The 23,212-nt window shown below is 69.5% G+C and carries 25 protein-coding genes and 1 pseudogene; 16 read left to right on the plus strand and 10 right to left on the minus strand.

Annotated features, from left to right (window positions below; translation table 11 throughout):
- Positions 1-175: 175 nt before the first annotated feature.
- Together IE241_RS09085 and IE241_RS34100 are read right to left on the minus strand one after the other, a co-directional pair.
- Positions 176-631, minus strand: a complete 456-nt coding sequence (locus IE241_RS09085) for a hypothetical protein (RefSeq protein ID WP_190021154.1) — start codon at positions 629-631, stop codon at positions 176-178.
- Positions 632-866: 235 nt separating this feature from the next.
- On the minus strand, positions 867-1,703 hold the full coding sequence (locus IE241_RS34100; RefSeq protein WP_373300640.1) for an alpha/beta hydrolase family protein: 837 nt from the start codon (positions 1,701-1,703) through the stop codon (positions 867-869).
- Between IE241_RS34100 and IE241_RS34105 the strand changes: the two genes are divergently transcribed.
- From IE241_RS34105 to IE241_RS09100, 3 genes are all read left to right on the plus strand, one after another.
- Positions 1,681-1,827, plus strand: coding sequence for a hypothetical protein (locus IE241_RS34105; protein WP_229899007.1), 147 nt, complete (start codon positions 1,681-1,683; stop codon positions 1,825-1,827). The genes IE241_RS34100 and IE241_RS34105 overlap by 23 nt on opposite strands.
- A gap of 661 nt (positions 1,828-2,488) precedes the next feature.
- Positions 2,489-2,689 (plus strand): hypothetical protein, encoded by a 201-nt coding sequence (locus tag IE241_RS09095; protein WP_190021156.1) that lies wholly within the window; start codon positions 2,489-2,491, stop codon positions 2,687-2,689.
- 53 nt (positions 2,690-2,742) lie between these two features.
- Positions 2,743-3,192, plus strand: coding sequence for a hypothetical protein (locus IE241_RS09100; protein WP_190021157.1), 450 nt, complete (start codon positions 2,743-2,745; stop codon positions 3,190-3,192).
- A gap of 29 nt (positions 3,193-3,221) precedes the next feature.
- Here IE241_RS09100 and IE241_RS09105 read toward each other — a convergent pair whose 3' ends face one another.
- Positions 3,222-4,253 carry a saccharopine dehydrogenase family protein gene (locus tag IE241_RS09105; protein WP_190021158.1) on the minus strand — a complete coding sequence of 344 codons (1,032 nt, stop codon included), beginning with the start codon at positions 4,251-4,253 and terminating at the stop codon, positions 3,222-3,224.
- Positions 4,254-4,385: 132 nt separating this feature from the next.
- On the opposite strand from IE241_RS09105, the gene IE241_RS09110 reads away from it, so the two are divergent.
- The gene (locus IE241_RS09110) at positions 4,386-5,369 is read left to right on the plus strand and encodes a helix-turn-helix domain-containing protein (protein WP_190021159.1); all 984 of its coding nucleotides are present in this window, start codon (positions 4,386-4,388) and stop codon (positions 5,367-5,369) included.
- Between the two features lie 116 nt (positions 5,370-5,485).
- Here IE241_RS09110 and IE241_RS09115 read toward each other — a convergent pair whose 3' ends face one another.
- Positions 5,486-6,190, minus strand: coding sequence for a transglycosylase SLT domain-containing protein (locus IE241_RS09115; protein ID WP_190021160.1), 705 nt, complete (start codon positions 6,188-6,190; stop codon positions 5,486-5,488).
- 431 nt (positions 6,191-6,621) lie between these two features.
- Between IE241_RS09115 and IE241_RS09120 the strand changes: the two genes are divergently transcribed.
- Positions 6,622-7,542: a hypothetical protein gene (locus IE241_RS09120; RefSeq protein WP_190021161.1), complete on the plus strand. Its 921-nt coding sequence runs from the start codon at positions 6,622-6,624 to the stop codon at positions 7,540-7,542.
- A 71-nt stretch (positions 7,543-7,613) separates the two neighbouring features.
- On the opposite strand, the gene IE241_RS09125 is transcribed toward IE241_RS09120, so the two are convergent.
- The gene (locus IE241_RS09125; RefSeq protein WP_190021162.1) at positions 7,614-8,285 is read right to left on the minus strand and encodes a MerR family transcriptional regulator; all 672 of its coding nucleotides are present in this window, start codon (positions 8,283-8,285) and stop codon (positions 7,614-7,616) included.
- Positions 8,286-8,413: 128 nt separating this feature from the next.
- Between IE241_RS09125 and IE241_RS09130 the strand changes: the two genes are divergently transcribed.
- The 3 genes from IE241_RS09130 to IE241_RS09140 all read left to right on the plus strand — a co-directional run bounded on the left by IE241_RS09130 (position 8,414) and on the right by IE241_RS09140 (position 12,474).
- Entirely contained in the window at positions 8,414-9,718 is a 1,305-nt protein-coding gene (locus tag IE241_RS09130; RefSeq protein WP_190021163.1) for a YhgE/Pip domain-containing protein, read from the plus strand.
- A gap of 167 nt (positions 9,719-9,885) precedes the next feature.
- Positions 9,886-10,200: a hypothetical protein gene (locus tag IE241_RS09135; protein WP_190021164.1), complete on the plus strand. Its 315-nt coding sequence runs from the start codon at positions 9,886-9,888 to the stop codon at positions 10,198-10,200.
- Between the two features lie 102 nt (positions 10,201-10,302).
- Entirely contained in the window at positions 10,303-12,474 is a 2,172-nt protein-coding gene (locus IE241_RS09140; protein WP_190021165.1) for a hypothetical protein, read from the plus strand.
- 132 nt (positions 12,475-12,606) lie between these two features.
- Here the strand turns inward: IE241_RS09140 and IE241_RS09145 are convergent, their stop codons facing one another.
- Complete coding sequence (locus IE241_RS09145; protein WP_229899009.1) at positions 12,607-13,776, minus strand: PP2C family protein-serine/threonine phosphatase; 1,170 nt, start codon at positions 13,774-13,776, stop codon at positions 12,607-12,609.
- A 166-nt stretch (positions 13,777-13,942) separates the two neighbouring features.
- On the opposite strand from IE241_RS09145, the gene IE241_RS09150 reads away from it, so the two are divergent.
- Entirely contained in the window at positions 13,943-14,563 is a 621-nt protein-coding gene (locus tag IE241_RS09150) for a hypothetical protein (protein ID WP_190021167.1), read from the plus strand.
- 68 nt (positions 14,564-14,631) lie between these two features.
- Here IE241_RS09150 and IE241_RS09155 read toward each other — a convergent pair whose 3' ends face one another.
- The gene (locus tag IE241_RS09155; protein WP_190021168.1) at positions 14,632-15,174 is read right to left on the minus strand and encodes a DUF1707 SHOCT-like domain-containing protein; all 543 of its coding nucleotides are present in this window, start codon (positions 15,172-15,174) and stop codon (positions 14,632-14,634) included.
- Positions 15,175-15,280: 106 nt separating this feature from the next.
- Here IE241_RS09155 and IE241_RS09160 point away from each other — a divergent pair, with 106 nt between their 5' ends.
- Positions 15,281-15,853 (plus strand): 2'-5' RNA ligase family protein, encoded by a 573-nt coding sequence (locus IE241_RS09160; RefSeq protein WP_190021169.1) that lies wholly within the window; start codon positions 15,281-15,283, stop codon positions 15,851-15,853.
- Positions 15,854-15,913: 60 nt separating this feature from the next.
- Here IE241_RS09160 and IE241_RS09165 read toward each other — a convergent pair whose 3' ends face one another.
- The 3 genes from IE241_RS09165 to IE241_RS09175 all read right to left on the minus strand — a co-directional run bounded on the left by IE241_RS09165 (position 15,914) and on the right by IE241_RS09175 (position 18,230).
- The gene (locus IE241_RS09165; RefSeq protein WP_190021170.1) at positions 15,914-16,150 is read right to left on the minus strand and encodes a chaplin; all 237 of its coding nucleotides are present in this window, start codon (positions 16,148-16,150) and stop codon (positions 15,914-15,916) included.
- 264 nt (positions 16,151-16,414) lie between these two features.
- Entirely contained in the window at positions 16,415-17,035 is a 621-nt protein-coding gene (locus IE241_RS09170; protein WP_190021171.1) for an antibiotic biosynthesis monooxygenase, read from the minus strand.
- Positions 17,036-17,144: 109 nt separating this feature from the next.
- On the minus strand, positions 17,145-18,230 hold the full coding sequence (locus IE241_RS09175) for a glycosyl hydrolase family 18 protein (RefSeq protein WP_190021172.1): 1,086 nt from the start codon (positions 18,228-18,230) through the stop codon (positions 17,145-17,147).
- 78 nt (positions 18,231-18,308) lie between these two features.
- Here IE241_RS09175 and IE241_RS34110 point away from each other — a divergent pair.
- The 6 genes and pseudogenes from IE241_RS34110 to IE241_RS09200 all read left to right on the plus strand — a co-directional run.
- A pseudogene (locus tag IE241_RS34110) lies at positions 18,309-18,458 on the plus strand (metallophosphoesterase family protein); the annotation flags it as partial.
- A 72-nt stretch (positions 18,459-18,530) separates the two neighbouring features.
- Entirely contained in the window at positions 18,531-19,415 is an 885-nt protein-coding gene (locus IE241_RS09180) for a YwqG family protein (protein WP_190021173.1), read from the plus strand.
- A gap of 119 nt (positions 19,416-19,534) precedes the next feature.
- Complete coding sequence (locus tag IE241_RS09185; protein WP_190021174.1) at positions 19,535-20,026, plus strand: class I SAM-dependent methyltransferase; 492 nt, start codon at positions 19,535-19,537, stop codon at positions 20,024-20,026.
- A gap of 25 nt (positions 20,027-20,051) precedes the next feature.
- Complete coding sequence (locus IE241_RS09190; protein WP_190021175.1) at positions 20,052-20,939, plus strand: LysR family transcriptional regulator; 888 nt, start codon at positions 20,052-20,054, stop codon at positions 20,937-20,939.
- 119 nt (positions 20,940-21,058) lie between these two features.
- A complete protein-coding gene (locus IE241_RS09195; protein WP_190021176.1) occupies positions 21,059-22,606 on the plus strand; it encodes an AMP-binding protein in 1,548 nt (515 codons plus the stop codon).
- Between the two features lie 127 nt (positions 22,607-22,733).
- Complete coding sequence (locus IE241_RS09200) at positions 22,734-23,132, plus strand: hypothetical protein (RefSeq protein ID WP_190021177.1); 399 nt, start codon at positions 22,734-22,736, stop codon at positions 23,130-23,132.
- Positions 23,133-23,212 lie beyond the last annotated feature (80 nt).

Genomic DNA, 23,212 nt, shown 5'->3' on the forward strand with positions numbered 1-23,212 from the left:
AACGTGTCCGTCGGCAAGATCACCACTGCAAGAGGGCGCACGGGTGACCGAAAAGTGACGTGAGCATGAAGAGGGCGGGACCCGGCGAGACGAAGAGGCGGCGCGCGCGGGCTCCTGACGTACCGTCAAGAGGTAGTGGATGCGTACGGTGCCGGAGCGGGGCCGCCGACGGCCCCTACGAGGGCAGGACGGCAACCGGCTCGGGTATCCGCGCCACCGTCAACCCCTCGCCGTCCTGGAATTCGATCAGCAATCCGCTGTCGGCGAGGAAGATCCAGCACCGGGCAGCCCACTCCAGCACCGCCTCCGCGTGGTCGGCCACCAGCGCGGCGTCCAAGGCGATCGACGGTATGACGAAGTTGTCCCAGAACACGACGGCCAGCTCGTCCGTGGCGGCGTGCGCACGCACCGTCCTGCGCAGTTCCGCGGGGTCGAAGCCGTCACGCCACTCGATCACCTCGGCGCCGCTCCAGTCCAGCCGCACCGATCCGACGGACGGAAAGCGGTTCAGGCTCAAGGAGGCGAAGGCTCGGTCTTCGGCATAGGTGAGCAGCATCGCCGAGTCTCCCACTGCCTCCAGAACATGCCGGATCGCCTCGGGACGCGTCCCATAGCCCTTACTGCCGCTCACCCTGTGTCCTTCCTCGCCCTCCTCCCCCGCCCGGCCCTCGGCCGCCGGCGAGACACGAGAGAATCCCCCACGCTGCAAACCGTGGCCTCCGGGCCGGTCCCGACGGTCACATTACCCGGACAATCGGACAGCGGATCCGGGCCGCGTCGACAGCCCTGGTGGCGGGTGACACCCACCGCGTCAGGCCGTGGCGTCCCATCGCCGGCATTCATGGACGCGGCAGGGCCGAAGAGTCTCAGTCGATGAACGACATCTCCGGGTAGGCCGCCGAAGGGCCGTCGAAGAGGCCGCGATCCGGGTGATGCCTCAGGTGCACATCGAAGAATGCGCTCAGGTAGACGCGTTGCGCACGGACGGAGCGGGCGGGGTCGACGGTGCCGACAAGCCCGGTCAGCTTGTCCGCGGGCATGTTCCCGGTGCCGGCGACGGGCGGCAGCTGCGCCTGGAGGTCGGTGTAGGCGTAGTGGCCTGCCGAGGGCATCTGCAGGTTGCGGCGCCAGCCCCGTAGGTGTTTCCACAGGGTTGCCAGCACTTCGTCGCGGTGGTTGCCGAGCACGCTGTTCATCAGGAGGAACGGCTGGTCGAGGCCGTCGTCGACCACAGAGCCCACCGCGTTCGAGCCTGCGCCGACTGCTCCGTCCAGGTCTGCGGCCGCGCCGATACGCGGGTCGTCATGCATCGCCTGGGCGGCAGTGGCGCCTCCGATCGAGTGGCCGAACATGCCGACCGAGGTCAGGTCCGCGCACCCGATGATGCCGGGCGGGAACGGTCGACGGCCGGCGCCGGGTGCGCCTCCGCGGTTGAGCACCTCCAACCAGTCGAGCACGAAGCGGATGTCGGCCACCCGTACGTCGACCAGCGTCCGCAACGTGGCTTCCTCCGTCGCGTCCAGGACGGGGGTCACCCGGCCGTCCGGGAATTCCACGGCGATCGTCTCGTGGGTGTGGTCGACAGCCACCACCAGGTAGCCACGGCTCGCCAGTTCCTCCGCCAAGACGGTGCCGAACCCCCGCGGCACGTTCCTGCCCGGCGAATACAGGATCACGGGGATGCCTCCGCGCCCACGCCTCACCGGGGCGCAGGTGACGGCGTGCGTCCGGGTGGCCGCCCAGTCGGCGCCCCCGGGCCTGATGGAGAAGTCCTCCTTCGTCTCCACGAGTTGCTGCCACTCGGCCGCCACTCCGGGCGGCAGCTGACGGGCAGCCGGTCGACCTGGTGCCGGCCGGGCCGGGTACCAGACGGTTGCCATCAGTTCCCGCGGAGCCCGCGCGGTGAGCCATGGGTCGGTTCTCGTCCGGTCGATGAGATGCAGCGTTGCCGTGCCGACCGGGTACGGCCCGGTCGGAGCGGGCAGTGTCATGGTCACGGGCCGTGCGCCACCGGCGGTTGCCGCGGCCTCGGCGAGCCGCGGGCTCACCAGGGGAACGGCCAGGGCGAGCCCGAGCGCACCGACGAATCGTCGGCGTTGAAGGTGTCGGAGGTGTCGGAGGTTCGGTGAATGCATGGCCCCGACGCTAGGGAGCCGGCGGCGCCGGTCACCTCCTCCCTCGGTCCCGACCACCTCCGCCGGAAGGGGGAGCGGCTCGACCCTTGGCTGCCGACGCCGGCTTCGCCGACCAGGCCCACCTCGCACCCGAACAGCCCGCCATCTGCTCGGCCGCGCACCTTCCACCGTACGAATTCCACCGTGCGAAGCGTGACATACCCACTCGACCCGTCACGCTCAGTTAACAGATGTTCGGGGTCTGTGGCGACCGTGGGGGCCGTGGAGGTGGGTGCGGTGGGGCGGGATGCGTACTCCGCGTATGCGTGTGAGCCTGAAAACGGGATCGAAGTGAGAGGGACGGGGGTTGCGCCATGACTTGGCTGCCAAAGAGGAAACACAAGGAAGCCCATGCCTCCGAAGACGGACGCAAGCGGCAGGACAAGGCGGCAGGAACCGGGAAAGGGAAAACGCCGGAACCGGAACCGGAAAAGGCGAGGGACGACGTCTACAAGACCCCACCTGAGCAGGATGTCCTCGGCTGGGGCCACCGTAAGGACTATCCCCCCGACTGATCAGCGACTGAACTCGGTTGCGACGAGAGCGTGGTGGGCGCTGAGATTCCGGCATGAGCAGAATCGCTGAGGTCATCGTCCTGGCGCAGGACGCAGACGAGGTCATGGAACCGCTGACGCGCCCGGACGACACGCGCCCCTGGCGGGGAAGTTTTTCCGAGATGAGGCCCGGGGGGATGTGGGGGTTCGGCTGGGGTGCGGAGTTTGTGCAGATGCGACCGCGTTCAGGGTTGCTGAAACACCTGGAGTCGTTGGCGTGGCCCCGGCCGGAGACGCTGCAGGTGCTGATCCACGACGAGGAGGACGACTGCTTCGGTCTGTGGATGATCCACGACGGCAGGCTCACGGAGATACCGCTTCCACGAACACGGCGGTACTGGAACCGTCCGCACAACGAGGATTTCCCTCCCGATCCCGGAATCCTGCGCCGGACGGACTCCGGCCCCCTCGACCGGCCGGAGGAGATCGAGGGCGGCGACCGCTCTCGGCCTCCGGCCTGGTGAGCACAGCCATATACCGCTACGTCCTTCTGCTACAGAGGAAATTCACAGGAGACGTGCGGGGACAGCGCACGGAGGAAGCCGGGGGCGTCGAAGATCTCGCCCGCCGAGGCCACACCGACCGTCCTGGTCTCTCCCGTGAGGATGCGGTGTACCGCCTCCACCGCGAGCGGTGCGGTAACGGCGTAGATGTCCTGGCCCCGGGCCACTGCGCGCCGTTCAGTGCTGCCGGAGCGCACGACGGCATCGACGAGGAAGGTCTGCGCGGACCGCCCGTGCTCGTCGGTCGCGACGGGCGCCGGCGTGTCGGGGGCCGTCACTTCCCTGGCCGCCTCGACCGTCATATAGGTGCACACCTCGGGAATGGGCAGGTGGCTGGGGATGGTGATGACATCGGCCATCGTGAACTCCCCTATGACGGCCCGGGAGCCCATAGGGTCGGGGAAAGGCCACTGAAGCGCAGGCGGGGCGTCATAGCGGTGTTCCAGCCGCCCGCCGGTGTAGAGGAACCGTCGGCCGTTGCGCCGCTCACGGGCGACCTGGCTCGTGGCGCGGGTCCCGGCAGTGGGGTGCCAGCTGCTCAGCGCGTAGGCGACATGCGCCTCGTCCGCCGCCGTCCAGTCGCCCATCGCCGCGGTGACCAGCAGGTCACCGAGACCGCCGTAGAAGGCCATCGCGGGGACGATCACCGCTCCTGCGGCGCGGGCACGGTCGGTGAAGCGCGCGAACGTATCGACGTTGGCCTCGATCTCGGCTGCCACGTCCACATACGGGATCCCGGCCCGCAGGGCCGCCTCGATCACGGGGGCGGCCGTGGTGGCGAACGGCCCGGCGCAGTTGATCACTGCCGCCGTACCGGCCAGTGCGCGGTCGAGCGAGGCCGGGTCGTCGACCGACGCCGTACGGACGTCGAGCCCGGGGCCGGATGCCGCCAGCGCCTTCAGCTTGCCGGGGTCACGCCCGGACAGAACCGGAACGAACCCGCGATCCCGCAGTTGTGCCACCACGAAGCGCCCGGTGTGCCCGTACGCGCCGAACACCGCCACCGTGAGTCCCGATCCCATGGTTTCTCCCCCGTACTCAAATGATCCGTGATCCGTGATCCGTGATCCGTTGTGAACCGACACGGACATCCTGACGAGGGTGCGGTGTCCCGCACGAGTGTCCGGAACGCCATGACCCGTACAATTCCGGACGTGGACTCCATCGCGCTGGCCGTCACCGACGGGATGCTGCACTTCGAACTGTCCTTGGCCTACGAGGTCTTCGCCGCCGCTCCGCCCGGCGTGGCCGATCCCTGGTACAGCGTCGCCGTCTGCGGGCCGGGGCCCGCACGAGCCGGCCGGTTCCGGCTGGAGCCCGACCACGGCCTCGACCGGCTCCCGCTCGCCGGCACCGTGATCGTCCCGGGCTGGGCCGACCTCGACGAGGACCCGCCCGCCGATCTGGTCGACGCGGTACGCGCTGCTCACGAAGCCGGGGCGCGCGTGGCCTCCCTCTGCACGGGCGCGTTCGTGCTGGCCGCCGCGGGCCTGCTGGACGGGCGGCGCGCGACCACGCACTGGGCGCACACTGAGGCTCTCGCAGCCCGCTACCCCCGGGTGGAAGTGGATCCGGACGTCCTCTACGTGGACAACGGCAGCGTGCTCACCTCCGCCGGCAAGGCGGCCGCCTTGGACCTGTGTCTGCACCTCATCCGCCTCGACCGCGGCTCGTCGGTCGCCAACGCGGTCGCCCGCCGCCTGGTCGTGCCGCCGCACCGGGCCGGCGGACAGGCCCAGTTCGTCACCACCCCGGTGCCCGCTCCGGACAACCACCCGCTCGCCGAACTGCTCCCCTGGGTGACCGAACGGCTGGACCAGCCGCTGACCGTGGAGGACCTGGCCCGCCGGGCGCGGATGAGCTCGCGCAACCTGGGCCGCCACTTCAGGTCGGTGACCGGCACCACCCCGCTGCAGTGGCTGCTGACCCAGCGCATCCGTTACGCCCAGGAGTTGCTGGAGACCACCGACGACAGCGTCGAGACCATCGCAGCAGCCACCGGCATGGGCACCGCCACGACGCTGCGCCGGCACTTCAACCGCACGGTCGGAGTACCCCCGGACACCTACCGCCGCACCTTCCGCTCACGGACACGCCCCGGCCCGGACGACGTCCGGCACCATCACGAACGCCTCTGAGCCGTGGGAAGACAGGTCAGCGAGCAGGGGAACGACGTTCGCCGACATGCGGCGAGGGCGGTGGCGCCCCGTTGGTGTGGGGTGCCACCGCCCTCGGCAGTGTGTGGTGCTGCTGATCAGTACGCGGAGTTGACGTTGTCCATCGAGCCGTACTTGTCAGCGGCGTAGTTGCAGGCGGCGGTGATGTTGGCGACCGGGTCGTAGATGTCCCAGGACGTGCCCTCGACGTGATACGCCTTGAACGTCGGGTCGATCATCTGCAGCAGACCCTTCGACGGAACACCGTTCACCGCATTGACGTCCCAGTCATTGATCGCCCGCGGGTTACCCGTCGACTCACGCATCACATTCTTCTTGATGCCCTCATACGAAGCCGGGATACCCTTCGCCCGCAGAATGTCCAGCGACTGACCGATCCAGCCCTCAAGATTATCCGCGTAGGCCTTCTTCACCGGAGCAGCCGGCTTGGCAGCAGGCTTCGCCGCAGCGGCGGGCTTGGCGGCTATGGCCTTGCGCTCCGTGGAACGGTTGGCAGCCTGCTTCTCGGCACGCTCCGTGTCGGTCTTCGCCTTGGCGGCAGCGTTCGCGCCGGCCTTGGCGGCAGCAGTGGTGTGCTTCTCCAGGTCGGCCTGCTGCGTCTCACCGAAAGCCTCAGCACTCCACGCCACCGGCTTCACCGCAGCAGCCGGAGCCGCATCAGCAGCGAAAGCATGCGGAGCGACGGCCACCGCGACGACAGCGGCACCGGTCGCAGCAATACCGGCAACAGAGAACTTGTGAATCTTCGGCAGACGAACATAAGCGGAGACGGTGGAGCGCATAACTGAGCTGAACCTTCCGATCGCGGGATGTCGCCCGGCCCTGAAGCGGCGCAAAAACAAGCGCCGTTTCTCGGTCGACGGCGCCCAGCGACTCCACAAGTTTTAGCGACCACCGAAAACCCTGACAAGGCCTGTGACCTACTACGCCCATTCATCGCCCGCACACGAAAACCCGACCCGGCGCCTTAATTCCGCCACCGAATTCCACTAACGGCATTCGTAAGTGACCCAGGCCTCATGGGCGCCCTCACACGCACGGGGCCCGTTCGTCACCGTGAGCACGCATGCGCATACACATCCGGGGCGCCACGCACGGACCGGATCGCCGCGTACGGACCTGGATGGCGCGCACGGACCTGGATGCGAGACTGACGAGTGAGCGCGGACAAGCAACGGGGTCGGCCGAGGAGGCGTGAGGGGTATAGGCACTCATGGATCTCGACGAGGTCGCCGACGAGCTGTACGGGCTGCCGCCGAAGGAATTCACGGCCGCCAGGGACCAGCGCGCAGCGCAGGCCCGCCAGGCGGGTGAGCGGACGCTCGCCCATGAGATCCGCGCGCTGCGCCGGCCCACCGCGGCGGCCTGGGCCGGCAACCTGCTCGCCCGCCACCGGCCCGAGGAAGCCCGGGCTCTCACGGCCTTGGGGGACGGCCTGCGCCGGGCGCACAGGGAGCTCGACGGCGAACGATTGCGTGAGCTCACGCGCCGGCAGCGCTCCCTCGTCGCCACGCTCGCGCTCCAGGCCCGGCAGCTGGCCGCGGAAAGGGGGCAGCCGATCAGCGAGGCCGCGCAACAGGAGGTAGAGGCGACGTTGCAGGCGGTCCTCGCGGATCCGGAGGCGGCCCGGGAGTGGACTGCCGGCCGCCTGACGAAGCCCTTCACCGCCCCGGCCGGGTTCCCCGCCCTCGCCACGGCCGCCGTGCGGCACCTCCCGGCTGCACGCGAGCGTCACCCTGCCGGAGAAGAGGGCCACAAGGCCGTGGCTCCGGTGAGCAATCTGGACGCCGCACGGGCTCGGCGTCAAAAACGCGAGCGGGATCAGCAGCTCGCCCGCCACCGGCGCGAGCTTCGCGAAGCCCAGGACGAGCACCGGGCACGCGAGGACGACTTGGCGCGGGTGCAGAGAGAGTCCGCCCGGGCGCAAGCGGCCGTAACACGTGCCGAAGAGGAGGTGGAGGCCCTGGAGCAGGAGCTCAAGGCGGCCCGGTCCCGCCATCTCGCCGCGAAGGAAAGCGTGCAGCAGGCACGTATCAGGGAGCGGGACGCCGAGCGAGCGGCGCAGAAGGCCGCGCGCCGCGCCGAGGCGGCGGCTTCGGACTCAAGGAAACCGGACGACTCCCCCAGCGGCTGACGCCGCCTGCCGTCTCTCGTCTGCCGCATGCCAGCCGACCGTGCGGCTGTGCGGCTGTGCGGCCGCGGACGTCATTCCGTGTCGGGTTCGGGCTTGCCGCCTGCGATGCGGCGGCGGACCTGGTCCTCCTGAGCGAGCCGCCGCAGCAGTTCGAGCACGGGGGCGGAGAGGGCGAAGACGATGACCGCCTGCTCGGCCAGGGACACCGGGTCGTCGTCGAAGGTGGCCGCGCGATCGAGGTCCAAGCGGGCGGCGGACCGGGCCAGCTCCGCGTAGGCGACGAGTTCGCCGGGCCGGTAGTCCGCGTCCAGTCGCTTGAGTTCTCTCAGCGCTGCCGTCAGCCCCTGCACGTGGGGGGAAGTGCCGGGCATCTGCCAGTCCATGGCCGCGATCAGGGCTTCCACCTCTGCTTCCGCGGCCGATCCGGTCTCCGCTTCCCGGTCGGCGTCACCGACCGGGGACTCCGCGACGGGCACCGGCAGGGCGTAGCTGACCGCCCCCAGGGCGCTCTCGGTGCTGTGGGCCTGGTCGACGGCCGTCAGGACCTCGCGGGCGGCGGCGATGGAGAGTCCGCCCAGGGTGGTCAGCGCCTTGATCAGTCGCAGGCGCTGGACGTGCTCCTGCCCGTACTCGGCCAGGGTCGCGGCCGTCGCCTTGCCTGCGGGCAGCAGGCCTTGCCTGCGGAAGTACTTGATGCTGGCGACCGGCACGCCTGTGGTGCGGCTGAGCTCCGAGATCTTCATGCGACTTCCTCGCTGGTGGTGCTGCCGGGCGTCCTGCGACGACTGGACACTCCTGGAAGATACTGCCACTATCTAGCTACTGGATACCTTCAGTATCCAGTTACTCTAGGTAATAACTCGGAGCGAATATGCCTTCCCCCGAGCCCTCCTCCGTACTCCGCAGCCCGCGGCTGTGGATCGGTTCAGGCCTCATCGTCGCGGTGGTCTCCATCTTGTTCGCCCTGCTCTACGTCGGCGGCAACGTGAACCCCAAGGGCAATCTGCGCGACCTGCCCATCGCACTGGTCAACAGCGACCGCGGCGCCGACGCCAACGGCAAACACCTCAACCTCGGCGACCAGGTCGTCTCCGGGATCGAGAAGTCCGCCGCGAGCAACCACAGCTTCTCCTGGCAGGTCGTCAGCCGGCAGGAGGCCGACAAGCGGCTCGGCAAGGGCAAGGTCTACGGCGCGCTCGTCGTGCCGGAGAACTTCACCGCCACGGTGGCCGGGCTGACCAGCCCGAAGCCGGCGGAGACCACCCGGCCGACCCTGACGGTGCTGACCAACCAGTCCGCCGGCAGCATCGGTTCCTCCATGGCCAGCCAGGCGAACCAGAAGGCGGCCCACGCCGCCTCCGCCCAGCTCGGCAAGGAACTCCTCAACCGCGCCGCCGCCCAGAAGGCCCAGCTCGCCCCGGCGGCCAAGCTGATGCTCACCGATCCCGTGAACGTCGAGGTGGCGGACGGCCACCCGCTCGGCACGCACAGCGCCATGGGTCTGAGCGCCTTCTACTACGCGCTGGTCCTCATCGTCTGCGGCATGCTCGGCGCCAACGCGATCGTCTCCCAGGTCGACACCGCGCTCGGCTACCTGCACACCGACTTCGGCCCCTTCCGCCAGCGCATGCCCGTCCGGCACACGAGCCGGGTCCGCACGCTGGCCGTCGGCACGGTGCTCATGCTCGGTCTCTCCCTGGTCATGGGCTCCCTCGTCGAGCTCGCCACGGTCGGCATCCTGGGCATGGACGCCTCCCACCTCGGCCTGCTGTGGCTCTACTCCGTGGGCACGATCGCGGCCGTCGGCGTCAGCGCGCTGGCACTGCTCGCCGTCTTCGGCACGCCCGGCATGCTGATCTCCACCATCGTCTTCGTCGCCATGGCCGTCCCGTCCTCCGGAGCGACCGTGCCGCTGGAGGCGCTGCCCGGCTTCTTCCACACGCTCTCGGAATTCGAGCCGCTCCGGCAGATCACCGGGGGCATGCGCTCCATCCTCTACTACGACGCCCAGGCCGACGCCGGCCTCAGCCGCGCCTGGATCTCCATGGGCATCGCCCTGGCCGCCGCCGTGCTCTTCGGCTTCGGCGTCACCCGCTTCTACGACCGCAAGGGGCTGCACCGCATCCCCCGCCCCGCCGAATCCGCCGAGGCTGCGGCGGCGCCTGCCGCAGCCTAGACAGCTCTGGAAGGCGCCCAGAAGGCGTCGGCGAAGAAGGACCAGTGAGCCCCGGCGTCTATCGCCGGGGCTCACTGGCTGGGCATCGCACCCAGCAGTCACCCACTCGAGGGGTGTCGCTGTGTCCCTGCCGCTCCGTACCGGGTCCCGGCTGCATGCTCGACTTCATGACCCCGTTCCACCGGCCTCTGCCGGGCCGCGTCCTCGCCGGCATCGTCGCCGGCACCGTCGGCGGCGCCGGCATCGGCCTGCTCATGGTGGCCGCGTCGGCCGCCCCCGCTGCCGCCCTCTCCTCCCCTGGCCCGCCGGCACCCGCGCGCCCGCCGGTGATCGGACAGGCCGTCAGCCTGACCTGCGACGCCTTCGGACCGACGCTGTTCGTACGTCTTCCCACTCAGCTCTCCTCTCTCCCCGCAAAGGCCACTCCGGAGCTGAAAGGCTTCCCCGATTGTCTTCACGGCCTGAAGCCGCCCGGAGACTGACTCCTCGGCGAGGCCGACCGCCGGACGCATGCCACCGACCGGCGCACGCCGCGTTCGAAAACCCGTGTGCGTCTGCTCGCGTGCTTCTGGGATCATGCCCGGATGTCACACCGTCTCGAGCCCCTGGTCATCCGGCACACCCGCCGCCTCCCTCTCCCCTCCGGTCCTGTCGGGCAGGGCGGGGTCGCGGCGCGGCAGTTCGACGCCGCGCTGTTGTCCGTGGGCTTCAAGCTCTCGGCAGACCTGATGGAGCGTCTGTCGGGGCTGACCGAGGGGACGGTCGTCGAGATCGCCGCGCGCACGCTGGACACCGTCCGTGAGATGGCCGGCGATCACGTCCGGCACAACGTCTACTTCGTCGACTTCCCTGCCAACGTGCCGGACACGTTCGACTTCTGGATGTGGTGCATCGCCGAGGCGCTCGCCGACGACGCCTCGCGCGACGGCACGCTCGCCCGGCTCAGCACCGGCGTGGTCGACCTGCTCACCCTCCCGTCGTACGGCAGCTACCAGCACACCTACGCCGAGATGCTCGCCGCTCACGACGAGCTGATCGCCGCCGCGGGCGACCGCATGACGGTCCTGCACCTGGGCGGTACCCCGGACGGCGAGGTCACCGCCCTGTACCTGGCCATGGCCGGCAGCACCACGCCGCTGGGCGAGGAGGGCCTGCGCGACCTTCGTCTGCTCGCCGGGGCTTGCGCCGACGGCCCGCAGCCCGAGGTGATCCCGGTCCGGGAGAACCGCGCCGTCGTCAACCTCGCCCGCCTCCATGCCGGCGCGGACCTCCTGCTGGACACCGTCACCGATGTGCTCCGCCTGGCCTGCGCCCTGTCGGACGGCGACGTGACCCTCACCGAACCGACCCGGTTCTCTTCGCTGTCCCGGCCGCTCCGCCGCGCCCTGCTCGCCGGCCTCGACTCGGTCGTCGCGGCGGCCCCCGCCAAGCTCGCCGACGTCAGCGCGCACCGTGAGATGTTCAAGCGGCTGGGCGAGCGCCTCCACCCCCATGAGTACCCGCGCTGGCCGCACGCCGCCGACGTATTCGCCGTCGCCCGGGGCGAGAAGGAGGCCCGGTCCTTCGACAGCCGCATCGAGGAACTGATCGGCACGGACGACATCGGCGGGGCGGTGCGGCTGCTGACGGCAGCGCCGGGCAAGCTGTTCCGTTCCCTGGACCGCCTGCTGCGCATGTGCCGCACCCAGGACGAGCGCGACGCCGTCGTGACCGCCGCCGAGCAGGCCGCCCCGCAGGTCTCCGGCCGGGTCCTGTTGTCGGTCCGCGAACACTTCCACAACCGCACCCGGGAGGCCGGCGAGCGGCGCGTCTTCATCAACCGTCTCGGCCGCGCCTGGGTCACCGCCGACACCCGTCCCCCCGTGCTGCCTCCCGAGCGCACGCGCCTGATCGCCGCCCTGGACGCGGAGACGCGCCGCCGCCTCCCCGAGCCGGGGCATCTGCTGATCGACCCCGACGTCCTCGACGTCGCGCTCCCGCTCAGCGGCAAGGCCACGGCCGCCGGCCTGGGTGTGCTGCCCCGCGGCTCCCTCTCCCCTGTCGACGGCGAGCTGCTGCGCTTCTTCACCTACTGGAAGCAGACCAGCCACACCACCGACTTCGACCTGTCGGCGCTCATGCTCCGCGCCGACTACTCCACGCTCTCCTGGCTGTCCTACACCGCCCTCACCGCTGTCGAGGGCGAGCACTCCGGCGACATCACCAACGCACCCGAGGGCGCCTCGGAGTTCATCAACCTGCGCCTCGGCGCCGTGCGCGGCGCATTCATCGTCCCTCAGGTCAACATCTTCTCGGGAGAGGGCTTCGAGGAGGTCGAGGAGTCGTTCTTCGGCTTCATGCTGCGCGACGCCGAGCAGGAAGGCCGCCCCTTCGAGGCGCGTACCGTGCGCATGAAGTCGGAGCTGCGCGGCCCGGGCAAGGTCGCACTGCCACTGGCGTTCCTGCGCGGCGATGACGGCCGCTGGCAAGCCAAATGGCTGCACCTGTACCTGAAGGGCAACCCGAGTTCCAACCGGGTCGAGGGGAACCGCGTATCGGTCGCCACGCTGCTGCGCGGCATCGTCGAGCGTGACTACCTCACGGTCCGGTATCTCACCGACCTGATGAACGACCGGGCCACAGCCACCACCTTGTGGGACGGCAAGAGTGTTCCGGACGGCCCCGTCACGTATATCGGCCTGGAACGCCCGGAGGGACTCCACGCGGACTCTCTGATCATCACTCCGGAAAACCTGCGCGACCTGATCCCCGCCTGACTGCTAGCCTTGGATCAGGCGAGGCCATGAACGGACTTCCTTCTCACACCTCACTGAATCTAGTCCCTTCGCTTTCCTCGCCTTCAACGCCGGAGCCGGGTGCCATTCGGTACCCGGCTCCGGCGTTTTCGTTCACTCGGCGACCGCCTCCACATGATCGCCGGTGTCCTCGCAGCGTTCGACGAGGAGCATCGCCACGTCGTCCGCCAGGCTCCCTCCGGTGTGCCGGAGCAGGCCCTGGTGCAGATGGTCGAGGAACTCCTGCGGAGTGCCGGCCTCGACCGCTTCCACGGCTTCGGCCAACGGGAAGAAGTCGTTGTCGCGGTTGCGGGCTTCGATCACGCCGTCGGTGTAGAGGAGGAGACGGTCGCCGGGGGCGAACGGGAAGCTCTCCGCCTCGGAGAGTCCGATGACGACGTCCTCCAGCCCCAGCGGCGGCTGCGGGGAGGCGGGTATCAGCAGGCGGGCCTCGCCCCGGTGCAGTACGAGCGGAGGCGGGTGGCCGCGGTTGACCACGTCGACGACGGGCTCTTCCGGCACCTGGGCCACGAGCGCGGTGACGAATCCCTCCGCCAGGGATTCCTCGCCGAACGCGCCCGGCACGGCGCGCTCCCGCCTCAGCGAGGCCATGCAGTGGTCCATGACCTCGGCCAGGTCCTGTTCGTAGTGCGCGGCCTCCCGGAAGGCGCCCAGCACGGCGGCGGCCGCGCGCACGGCGGGCAGCCCCTTGCCCCGGACGTCCCCTACAAGCATCCGGACCCCGTAGCGGGTCTGCACGGCTTCGTACAGGTCACCGCCGATCTGCGCGCCCTTCTCGGCCGCGAGGTACATGCTGGCTGCCCGGACCGGGTCCAGCCGGGCGGGTACGGGACGGAGGACGACGTCTTGCGCCACCGCGGCGATGCGGCGTACCTGGTCGAGCTCACTCTGCCGGCGCGTGCGCACGGCGCTGCTCGTCGCGATGCTCGCCACGGACACCATGAAGAGAGCCAGAAAATTGGAGTAGACCTGCTGGCTGCCCCACGCCTGGTTGTAGGTGGCCGTGCACACGCTGACAGCGGTGGCGAGGGCCGCCGCGGCGACGGTGCCCCTGGGGCCCATCGTGACCGCGGCCAGCGCCGGTGTCGCAGTGAGGAGAGGGCCGGTGTACAGGAAGTGTGCAGGTGAGAACTCGATGCCCACCACGAGGAGGGCGATCGCGAACGGCAGGCACTGCCCCAGCGTGAACAGGTTCCGGTTGTGGGCGTCCCGGCTGTGGGCGTCCGTTCCCGTTCGAGGGGGCGAGCGGAAAAGCCACCGCATGATTACAGGCTCCCCCGTGGAGCCTCGGAGGTCCACTCGCGCCGGTCCCGGCTCTACGAGGAGTCGTCGATGGAGTCCCGCAGCTGCCTGGCGGCGTAATGCGCTGTTCAACCACCCACCCGGGGTACATAGCATGCACATGACACGCACGCGCGCGGTTAAGAAGATGACCACCGCACTGGGAATCGCACTCACCGCCTGCGGCGGTAACGGAAGCGGCAAGGAATCCGGCGCTCCCGAGGAGGGTGCGACGAAGAGCGAGAGCAGCAAGGCGACTCCGGCCGCGAGGGTCGAGTGGAGCCCCGCGCTGACGATGGGCCAGCCGGCTCCGGGGCTGTACGAGCCCAAGAATTCCGAGGGCGGGAAGTTCCAGGTGACAGCTACGAAGATCGTCAAGGGAACCCGGAAACAGCTGGAGGAGGGCCACTACGTCGATGCCGACCGGAATCTGGAGGGCGGCACCCCGTACTACGTGTACGTGACGTACACGCTGAAGGAAGGGAAGCCGAGCGTCGTCAATTCCGACCTCAATGCCCAGGCCGTGGTCCTCGATGAGAACGGCGAACCGGCAGCGGAGCGACCCGTCATCCACTCGGGCTTCGACGAGGGTGGTTGCCCGGTGGACAAGGTCTACATGAGCTGGGACATCGGCGAGCAGCGCACCATGTGCTCGATCTACATCGCGAAGGCGAATGCGAAGCAGCCTGCCCGACTCGCCTGGAGCGCGGACGCGACGACCGCCGACGACTACAAGAAGGGCGCCTCGTGGGGGTGGACCACCCGGTGACCGGGCACACGACGAACTCGTCTTGGCCGCCCTTGCCCGGCGTCAACCCGGCCTTCCGCGACTGAGCCTCAACGCCGCGCGTGGCGGATCTTCAACCGTCCGAACCCCATGGTCCCGGAGATCCGGATTCTCGGCCCTCCGGGGCCGGAGGACAGCCGGGTCTTGTAGAGCGTGTCCTTCCACCCGGTATGCAGATCATCGAGGTCGACGATCGCGTCTCGAGGCACCGTGATCCTGGCCCTGCCGGTGCCGAGTTGCAACTCGATGTCAACTACCGGATGCTCGATGACCGCCCGGGACAAGTCCAGGTACACCCTTCCGAATGCGGACGCAACCTTGAGGGTCCGAGGTACCCGCCATGCGCCGCGCCGTTTGATCCGCCCGCCGGCGGCGGCAATCGTGGACGCCGTGCCCGCCTTCTCCTCCGGCAACGAGGCAAGAACCGGCACAAGCTCGCTGTGCGTCTTGGCGATGAGCACCTGGTGGAGGCGTTCGTCCATCTCCTCGTGCGAGATGTGCCCTTCGGCGTACGCCTCCTGCACGCGCTGCACGGCCGTGTCGCGGTCGTCTTCGCCGAACGGTGACGGCGGGTCTTCCGGCAGAGAACTCACCGTCTCATCCTAGTGCCGTATCAGCGATGCGAGCATGCCAAGGTCCGTAGAGAGTCGTCCACTTCAACTGGTTCCGGCTCGATATCAGGTGACACCATACGGTGCCATGACAGGCGACAGCAGCAGTACGTTTCAGGCGGGGCAGACGGGGCTCATCGTCCGGATCCCGGAGGCCGAGCCGGTCGTCCACGGGTGGCGTGAACGGCTGGACCCCTCGGCCCGGGCCGGAGTTCCCGCGCATATCACCGTACTCTTCCCGTTCCTCGACGAGAGCCGAATAGATTCGCTCGTCTCCTCAGCCCTCGCCGATGTGCTGGGAAAACACCGGGCCTTTGACCTACGGTTCGAGCAATGTGGACGACTGCCGGAAGTGCTGTATCTCGTTCCGCAACCCGACACACAGTTACAGCGACTCACGGAGGCGATTGCCGATCGATGGCACGAGGCTCCGCCGTATGGCGGCCGGTTCACCGAGATCGTGCCGCACCTGACCGTCGCCCAGGGCCAGGAGCATGCTGTCCTGGAAGAGATCGAGGCCGGCCTCTTCAGCAAACTCCCGTTCACATCGCACGTCTCGTCGGTTGAACTCATGGTGCACGACGGGACGAAGTGGCAAGGACGGGCGTCGTTCGCGCTCAGGCCCGCGCCGAAAGGCCGCACGCCCGACGGGAAGTCGTAGGGCGCGCGGCCTGCCACAGGTGCTGTTTCCCCTGTGACCCTCGGCGGCTGGAACCGGGGCTTACTTGTTGATCAGGGCGTTGTCGTGGCTGCTGTTACCGACGCCCACCACGGAGATCACGTTGCCGCCGACGTTCGGGGAGATGCGAGGGGCGACCTGCAGCACGTTTCCGGCGGCCACGCCGGGGGAGTTCTCCGCGGTGCCGACCGCCTGGCCGTGCGCACTCGCCACGGCGCCACCGGCGCCGAGGGCGGCAGCGGCGAGAACGGTCACGGCGGCGGCGTTTCGGATGCTCATAGCTCTCTCCAAGAGATGGAAGAAGGGGAAGTAAGCCAGGTAAAAGCTCTGGCAACAACGAGTCTTGCGTAGGAAAAACAGCTGGCACTACCAATGGCCTGTATGTTCATCCTCCCCCGTGACCGCGTCCTCGGCATTGACCCCCTACGGGTGCGGCCTGCCAACCGCCTGACGAACATGAGTAGCCGAGCGATGCGTGCGATGGACATGCATGCAGGCCACACCGACGAGCCGACGCACACATCGACCACTTCTCGTGTTTGGCTACGCGCGCGCAGGCCCGTACAAGCGGTAGCGGCTGTGCGGGACTCCGGGGCCGTGGGCGGTTTCCAGGTCCGCCGCACCGGCCGTACCAGCCGCAACCGACCATTCCGCGATCTCCACCACACGCTCCCCGTCGATCGTCAAGTGGAAGTGGGCGGCGAGCAGTCCGTCGTGCCCGGCGTCCGTCAGGGCGGCCGCCCGCGCGTCGGCCCAAGCGCGCTGTTCCCCGGGGCCTCCGCCTGTGCTGTGGCTGGTGACGACGAAGACGTCCGCTTCTCCATCCGCGTCGAGGACCGTGCTGCGGTACCTGTGGGTGCGCTCCAGGCCGGGCCGCTCGATACCCGGAACCCGGGTATCGATACGAGCCACCCTCGCGGACCGCCCTTCCCGCACGAAAGCGAGATGCTCCTCAGCGCTCGTCCACTGCGCGTAAATGAGCAGGCCCGCGCCGCCCTCCTCCTCGAAGACGTGCATGGCCAGCTGCGCTGCCGGCGCATCCGCCGCCGACGCGTCCAGGAGCGCGTCGGCGGCGGCGCGTGAGCGTTCAGGGCTCCCGGTGATCCAGCGGCTGATGAGGGTGATCCCGGCAGCGGGGTGCTGCAGTGCAGCGATACGTGTCATGCCAGGACACTCACACCTCAACCTCAGTTGAGGTCAACCCACGACGCTTACGGCCCAGGAAAGCGGACGGCGCTCGTCCTTGCCGCTCTCGTCCTCCGGGCCACGGGTCCTACGGAGGTGGGGATCCGGCGAGCGTAGGCCACAGCAGCGGGTCCTCGAAGTCCAGCGCCCACAGTGCGGTGTGCTCGACTCCGTACTTGCGCAGGACGGGCAAGTGGGCGGCGATCCCCCGTGCGTCCTGGTACCAGACCTCGCGCTGCCGGCCGTCCTCGGTGTAGGTGAAGTGCGGGGTCCGAGAGCCGCCGTCGAGGGCGTAGGGCGCACCGACGCGCCGACGCAGCACCTCGGCCTCGCGGGATGTGCGGTGGGCGGCGCGGGCGGGGTCGCCCACACGGTGGTCCCAGCCGTAGGCGGGGATACCCATCTCGATTTTCTGCGGGGGTACGCGCGCGGTCGCGTAGCGCAGGATGTCCTCGTACCACGCGGGGCTGGAGAGCGGGCCGGGCGGGTCCAGAGCGTTGTGGAGGTTGTAGCCCATGATCCGCAGGCGGTCGAGAGTGCGGCCCAGGTGCGCGTAGTCGTAGACCGGGCCCTCGTCGCGGGCCGCCGTACGGGGGAAGACGGCGGCCGTGCATTCCTTGTGCAGGGTGTGCAGGCGACCGCACACCTCGGTGATCAGGGAGTTGAAGCCCGTACGCACCTGCTCGACGACGGCCGGGGCGGCGCCGGTTTCGTTCATCTTCTCGTAGTCGAGGTCGAGGCCGTCGTACGGGCGGCTGGTGACCAGGCGCACGAGGGTGTCGACGTGCACAGCACGGGTCTTCGGGTCGGCTGTCAGTCGTGCCATGCCGGCGGCGTCCAGGCTCTCGGTGACGGTCGGCACGACCTTGATCCCGCCCTGGTGCAGCCCGTCGATCACGGCCCGGTCGCCCGCGCCGGCGTGTTCCTCGATGCGGTCCGCGGCGGTGGCCTCGTACCAGAAGGGGCTGACGGTGTGGAGCTGGTCGGCGTGGGCGAGCGCGTCCTGGTAGGCGCCCGGTTCCCAGAACGGCAGCCAGGCGGAGACGGTGCGCTGCTCCGGGGTCCGGGAGGCGGGTGGATCGGCGGTCGCGGACGGGGGCGGCAGCGGGCTGAGGAGGGCGACGACTCCGGCCAGGACGGCGGCGGCCGGGACGACGGCGTGTCTGCGGGCCATTCATCCAGCGTGGTACGTGAGCGACCGGTGAGCGAGCCACGATGGCCCACTCGGGAACGGCGTCCACCGGGGCTAGCCGGGCCCGCCCAGGGGCGGGAGAGACGGTGCACCGAGCGCTTCCCTGGTGTGGACGTGCTCGTCTTCGGCCACAGTCACATCCCCTGGGACACCACCGCCCCCGGCGGTATGCGCCTGCTCAACCCGGGCTCCCCCACCGACCGGCGCCGCCCACGGGACCTGGGCGCCCCTCCCCGGTTGTCAGTGGCCCCGTTGTCAGTGGCCTCGTGCATCATCACCGGTATGACACAGAGCACCACCGACGCCCTGCACACGCTCGCCCGCGAGCACCTGCCCGCCGAGATCGCCGAGAGGTGGATCGGCCTGCTGCGACCGAGCCTCCGCTTGGAGAAGGCCACGAGTACGAGCACCGGCACGGGTACGGGTGCGGGTACGGAGGGTGAGCCTGTCGTCGGCCGGCTCGGAGGCCTGCCGGAGCTTCCGGAGAGCGAGGAGTGGCCCGTGTGGGAAGGGCACGGCCCGCTGTCCTTCGTCGCTTCGCTCGACTGCGCGGCTCTCCCCTCCGCAGCCCTCGACATAGCCGTCCCTTCGGACGGCACGCTGGCCTTCTTCTACTTCGACGGGCAGCTGGACGACGGCTGTGCAGTGGTCTCGCCCTACGAGTCCGGCACCTGGGCGGGGGCGCGCGTCCTGTATGTGCCGGCGGGAGTCCCCGTCGCGGAGCGGGCGGCGCCCGAGGGTCTCCGGCCGTACCCCGAGGTCGCATTGACGGCGCGCGTGGAGACGACGGCGCCCTATCTCCGGCACCCGGTGGTCTACCGGGAATTCGCCCCGATGCCCGACGACCACCCTCTGTGGGACGAGGATTTCCAGGAGGGCCTGTGGGACTTCTCCGAGGGCACCGAGCACCGCCTCGGCGGACACGCGAACCCGGTGCAGGACGAGGTGGAGTCCGAGGTTGCCTGTGGCGTCCTCGAAAACCCGCCGTGGACGGATCCCCGTATCAACGACGAGGCACTGCGCTGGGTCCTGCTCGCCCAGTTCGACACGGACGACGACGCCGACATGATGTGGGGCGACTGCGGTGCCCTCTACTGGCTCATACGCCCGGAAGACCTCGCGGCGCGCCGCTTCGACCGCGCGATGTTCACGTGGCAGTGCAGCTGACGAAGAGCCGGCCGGTGCGCAAGCCGCAGCCGCGGGCAGAGCGGAAGCAGGCCGAGTAGCGCCCATTCGCTCGCCATGCAACAGTTCGACAGCACTGAAGGCGCTATCCCCTTGCCGCATTGGGTAATTCATCTTCAAACGCGCTACTCGAAGATGCGGAAATTCTCCACAACTACACCCCTGTCGGCTGCGGCACCGGGTCGTTGCTCCGCCAGGCTCGTTCCCGCTTCCCCGGCAGCGCCTTGACCGGGATCGATCCCGCGCCGTCGATGGTGCGTACAGCCCGTGTGCGTGCCGCGGAGACATTCTGGAAGGACCAACAGCTGGGGCTGAGGGAGATCGAGCGCGTGTTGCGGACAACAGGATGCGTCGTCATCGCCGACCATTTCGCCACCGGCTGGCTGCGGCCCTTCTTCGCGGCCGTGCGGAAGCGCGACCGCATGCACACGCGCCGCGAAGTCGACGTCATGCTGCGTGCGGGTGGCCTGACGCCGACCGATTGGCGGATCGCACACACGGTCCCGGCGTTCCTTCTGGGAAGGCCACGCCGGCATACGAACGCCCCCTCTCCCCTGCCACTGGCCGCCGTCATCACAGCGCTGAAGCTCTGAGCGACGATCGGGCGAGACTGGCGTCATGGATCTCCTGTCGTTGCGATATTTCCAGGCCGTGGCCCGTCACCAGCACATCAGCCGGGCCGCGGAGGAACTCCGGGTCGCCCAGCCGTCGGTGAGCCGGACAATCATCCGACTTGAATCGGAACTTGGCATTCCGCTGTTTGACCGACGGGGGCGCCGGATACGGCTCAATGAGCACGGAGCGGCCTTCCTGCGCCGTGTCGAGCGGGCACTGGCCGAGCTCGACGACGCCCGGCGGGAAATGTCCGATGCCGCAGGCGCCGGCCCGGGCCGGATCGCCGTCGCCGCCGAGACCCTTCCTCAGCTGGCCGGGACGCTGGCCGCCTTCCGTATGCACCGTCCCGGAGTGCGCGTGCGCTTGTTCCAGGCTCCGGTGGACTCGATGAGACGTCACCTGCGCTCCGCCGAGGTGGACTTCGCGCTCGCCTCCCAGCCGTTGGCCGGGCCTGAATTGTGCTCGCTGGAACTGTTCCGGGACGAGGTGCTGCTGGCTGTGCCGCCCGGGCATCCGCTGGCCGACCGGGGGTGCGTCACAGTGGCCGAGCTGGCCGACGAAGAGTTCGTCAGCACGCGCACCGGCCACTGGCAACGCGCCCTGCTGGAGAGGCTTTTCGCCCACGAGGGGCTTACGCCGCAGGTGGTCTGCGAGGGCGACGAAGCCGCCGCCACCCCGGAGCTGATCGGCGCCGGGCTGGGCATCGGCCTGATGCCGGCCGTCGCCCGGCGGACCCTCGGCGAGCGCAGCCCGGTGGCCTGGGTGCGGCTGGATGCCGCGGACTGCCACCGCACGCTGACCCTGGTATGGCGCCGGGACGCCTACCTCTCCCCCGCGGCCCTGGACTTTCGCCGGCTGGCCACGGAACAGCTCATGCTCCAAGAGTCATAAGCACATGGCGGAACCGGTCGTGGAAGGCATGAGTGGACGGCGCTAGCGTCAAGGTCGTCCACGCGTCCACCCGTCCACGCATCCACGCATCCACCGGTTTCCGGCAAGGGAGAACAGCGATGAGTCACCAGCGCCCCGCTACGCATGGCGGTTTCAGCAGTTACGTGGAGGCCGTCCTCGACGTGCTGTCCGCCGAGCCGGGGCGGGCGGCCGTCACCACGACCGAGGGGTTGGTGATCAGCGCGGCAGAGTTCCGGGACCAGGTCTACCGGCTCGCCGGGGAGCTGGCGGAGCGCGGTGTGGCCCGCGGCACCACGGTCACCCTGCTCACCGGCAACACCGCCGAGGCCATCGTCGCCCGCTACGCCGCCAACCTGGCGGGTGCCCGGGTGGTCGGTCTCTACGAGGGCACGAGCCCGCCGACCATGGCCCGCATCATGGCGAGCGTGGACTGCTCGCTCCTGCTGGTGGACGGCCGACGGGACGCCGCTGCCGAGGAGCTGCGACAGCTCGCCGGCGTTCCCCCCATGCTCTCCCTGGGCCCGAGCGGCTTCACCGAGGACGTACTGGCCGTGGCCGCCCGGCGCCCGGCGCGGCCCATGGGCGGCCTGGTGGGCCCGGACGACGACTGGTGCATCCGGCACACGGGCGGGACCACCGGAATCCCCAAGGGCATCCAGATGACCCACGGTTCCTACCGGCGCACCCTGGACCACCGGCTCGCCGGAACCGGCGACCGGCCCCGCTATCTGGCCTGCACCTCGCTCGCCCATCTCGCCGGAATCTTCGCCGACATGACGCTCTACCGAGGCGGCTCGGTGGTCCTGCGGCACGAGTTCGAGCCCGGGGACGCGCTGGCCGCGATCGAGCGCGAGCGCATCACCCACACCTGGCTGCTGCCGCCGCTGCTCTACCAGCTGCTCGATCACCCGGACCTGGCCGGCACCGATCTGTCCAGCCTGCGCCGGATCACCTACGGCGGCACCGCCGCCTCGCCGGCCAGGCTGCGGCAGGCGGCCAAGGCCCTGGGGCCCGTCCTCTACGGCTGGTACGGGCAGTCCGAGGCGCAGTACATCACCGAAGCGGGTCCCGGCGAGCAGGAGCTGACCGGCTTCGGCGGGCACCTGACGGTCGGCCGGGCCATGCCCGGCGTGGAGATCGCCGTCCGGGACGCCGCCGGCACCACCTTGCCGCCCGGGGAGCGGGGTGAGGTGCAGGTGCGCTCGCCCTATGTGATGTCCGGCTACTGGAAGCAGCCGGAGCTCACCGCCGAGGTGCTGCAGGACGGCTGGGTGCGCACCGGTGACGTCGGCTATCTCGACGAGGACGGCTACCTTTACATCGTGGACCGGATCAAGGAGATGATCGTGGTCGTCGGCGGCCACGTCTATCCGGCCGAGCTGGAGGACCTGCTGCTGAGCCACCCCGCCATCGCCCAGTGCACGGTCTTCGGCAGCCGGGACGAACAGTCGGTGGAACACGTCCACGCCGCCGTGGTGCCCGCCGCCGGACATCGACCCCCCTCACTGGAGGAGATACGGGACTTCGTCACCTCCCGCAAAGGACGTCTCTACGCTCCCGAGACCCTGCAGCTGATGTCCGCCATTCCGCTGACGGCGGCGGGCAAGCCGGACAGGAAGACGCTGCGGTCCCAGCTGCCCGGCTGATATCCGGCAGTACACACAAATGATTTAGTGACCCCCCGTGGGGGTGACGGGCGAGTGGCGGCGCATTGCGCCGGGGTAGGGGGCCCTGGGCCATAAAAGAGGCCCGCATTGAGATTGAGGGGGACATGTGAAAGCAGTCAGGTATCTGGTCGCGCCGCTCGCCGTGGGAATGGCGTTGGCCACGGGGTCCGCCTCCGTCGCGGTACCGGCGGCGCGCGTCGCGCTCACGAACGCCGACAACGGGCGATCCGTCCCGGCGGCCCTTGGCGATGACATCGAGGTGCGCCTCACCTCCTACCGCGAATCCGGGCTCACCTACACGTGGAGCACCCCGCAGTCCGGCAACACCACGGTGCTCCGGCGGACCACGGGCGGTACGAAGCCGGACGGCGGCGCATCGGCGGTGTTCCGCGCACAACACGGGGGTACGGCCACGATCAGCGCCGCACGCAGGTGCCATGCCGATGCCGGCCATGTCTGCCCGTTGGTCATCGCGCCGTGGAGGGCCAGAATCCGGGTGGAGTGACCCCAGGTGGAGCGACGGGGCCCGGTGACCGGCGGGCCACCCCGGCAGCCGCCGGTCAGGGCCTCACCGCACCTCGCGCG

This window comes from Streptomyces hiroshimensis (assembly GCF_014650335.1).
Taxonomy (GTDB): Bacteria; Actinomycetota; Actinomycetes; order Streptomycetales; family Streptomycetaceae; genus Streptomyces; species Streptomyces hiroshimensis.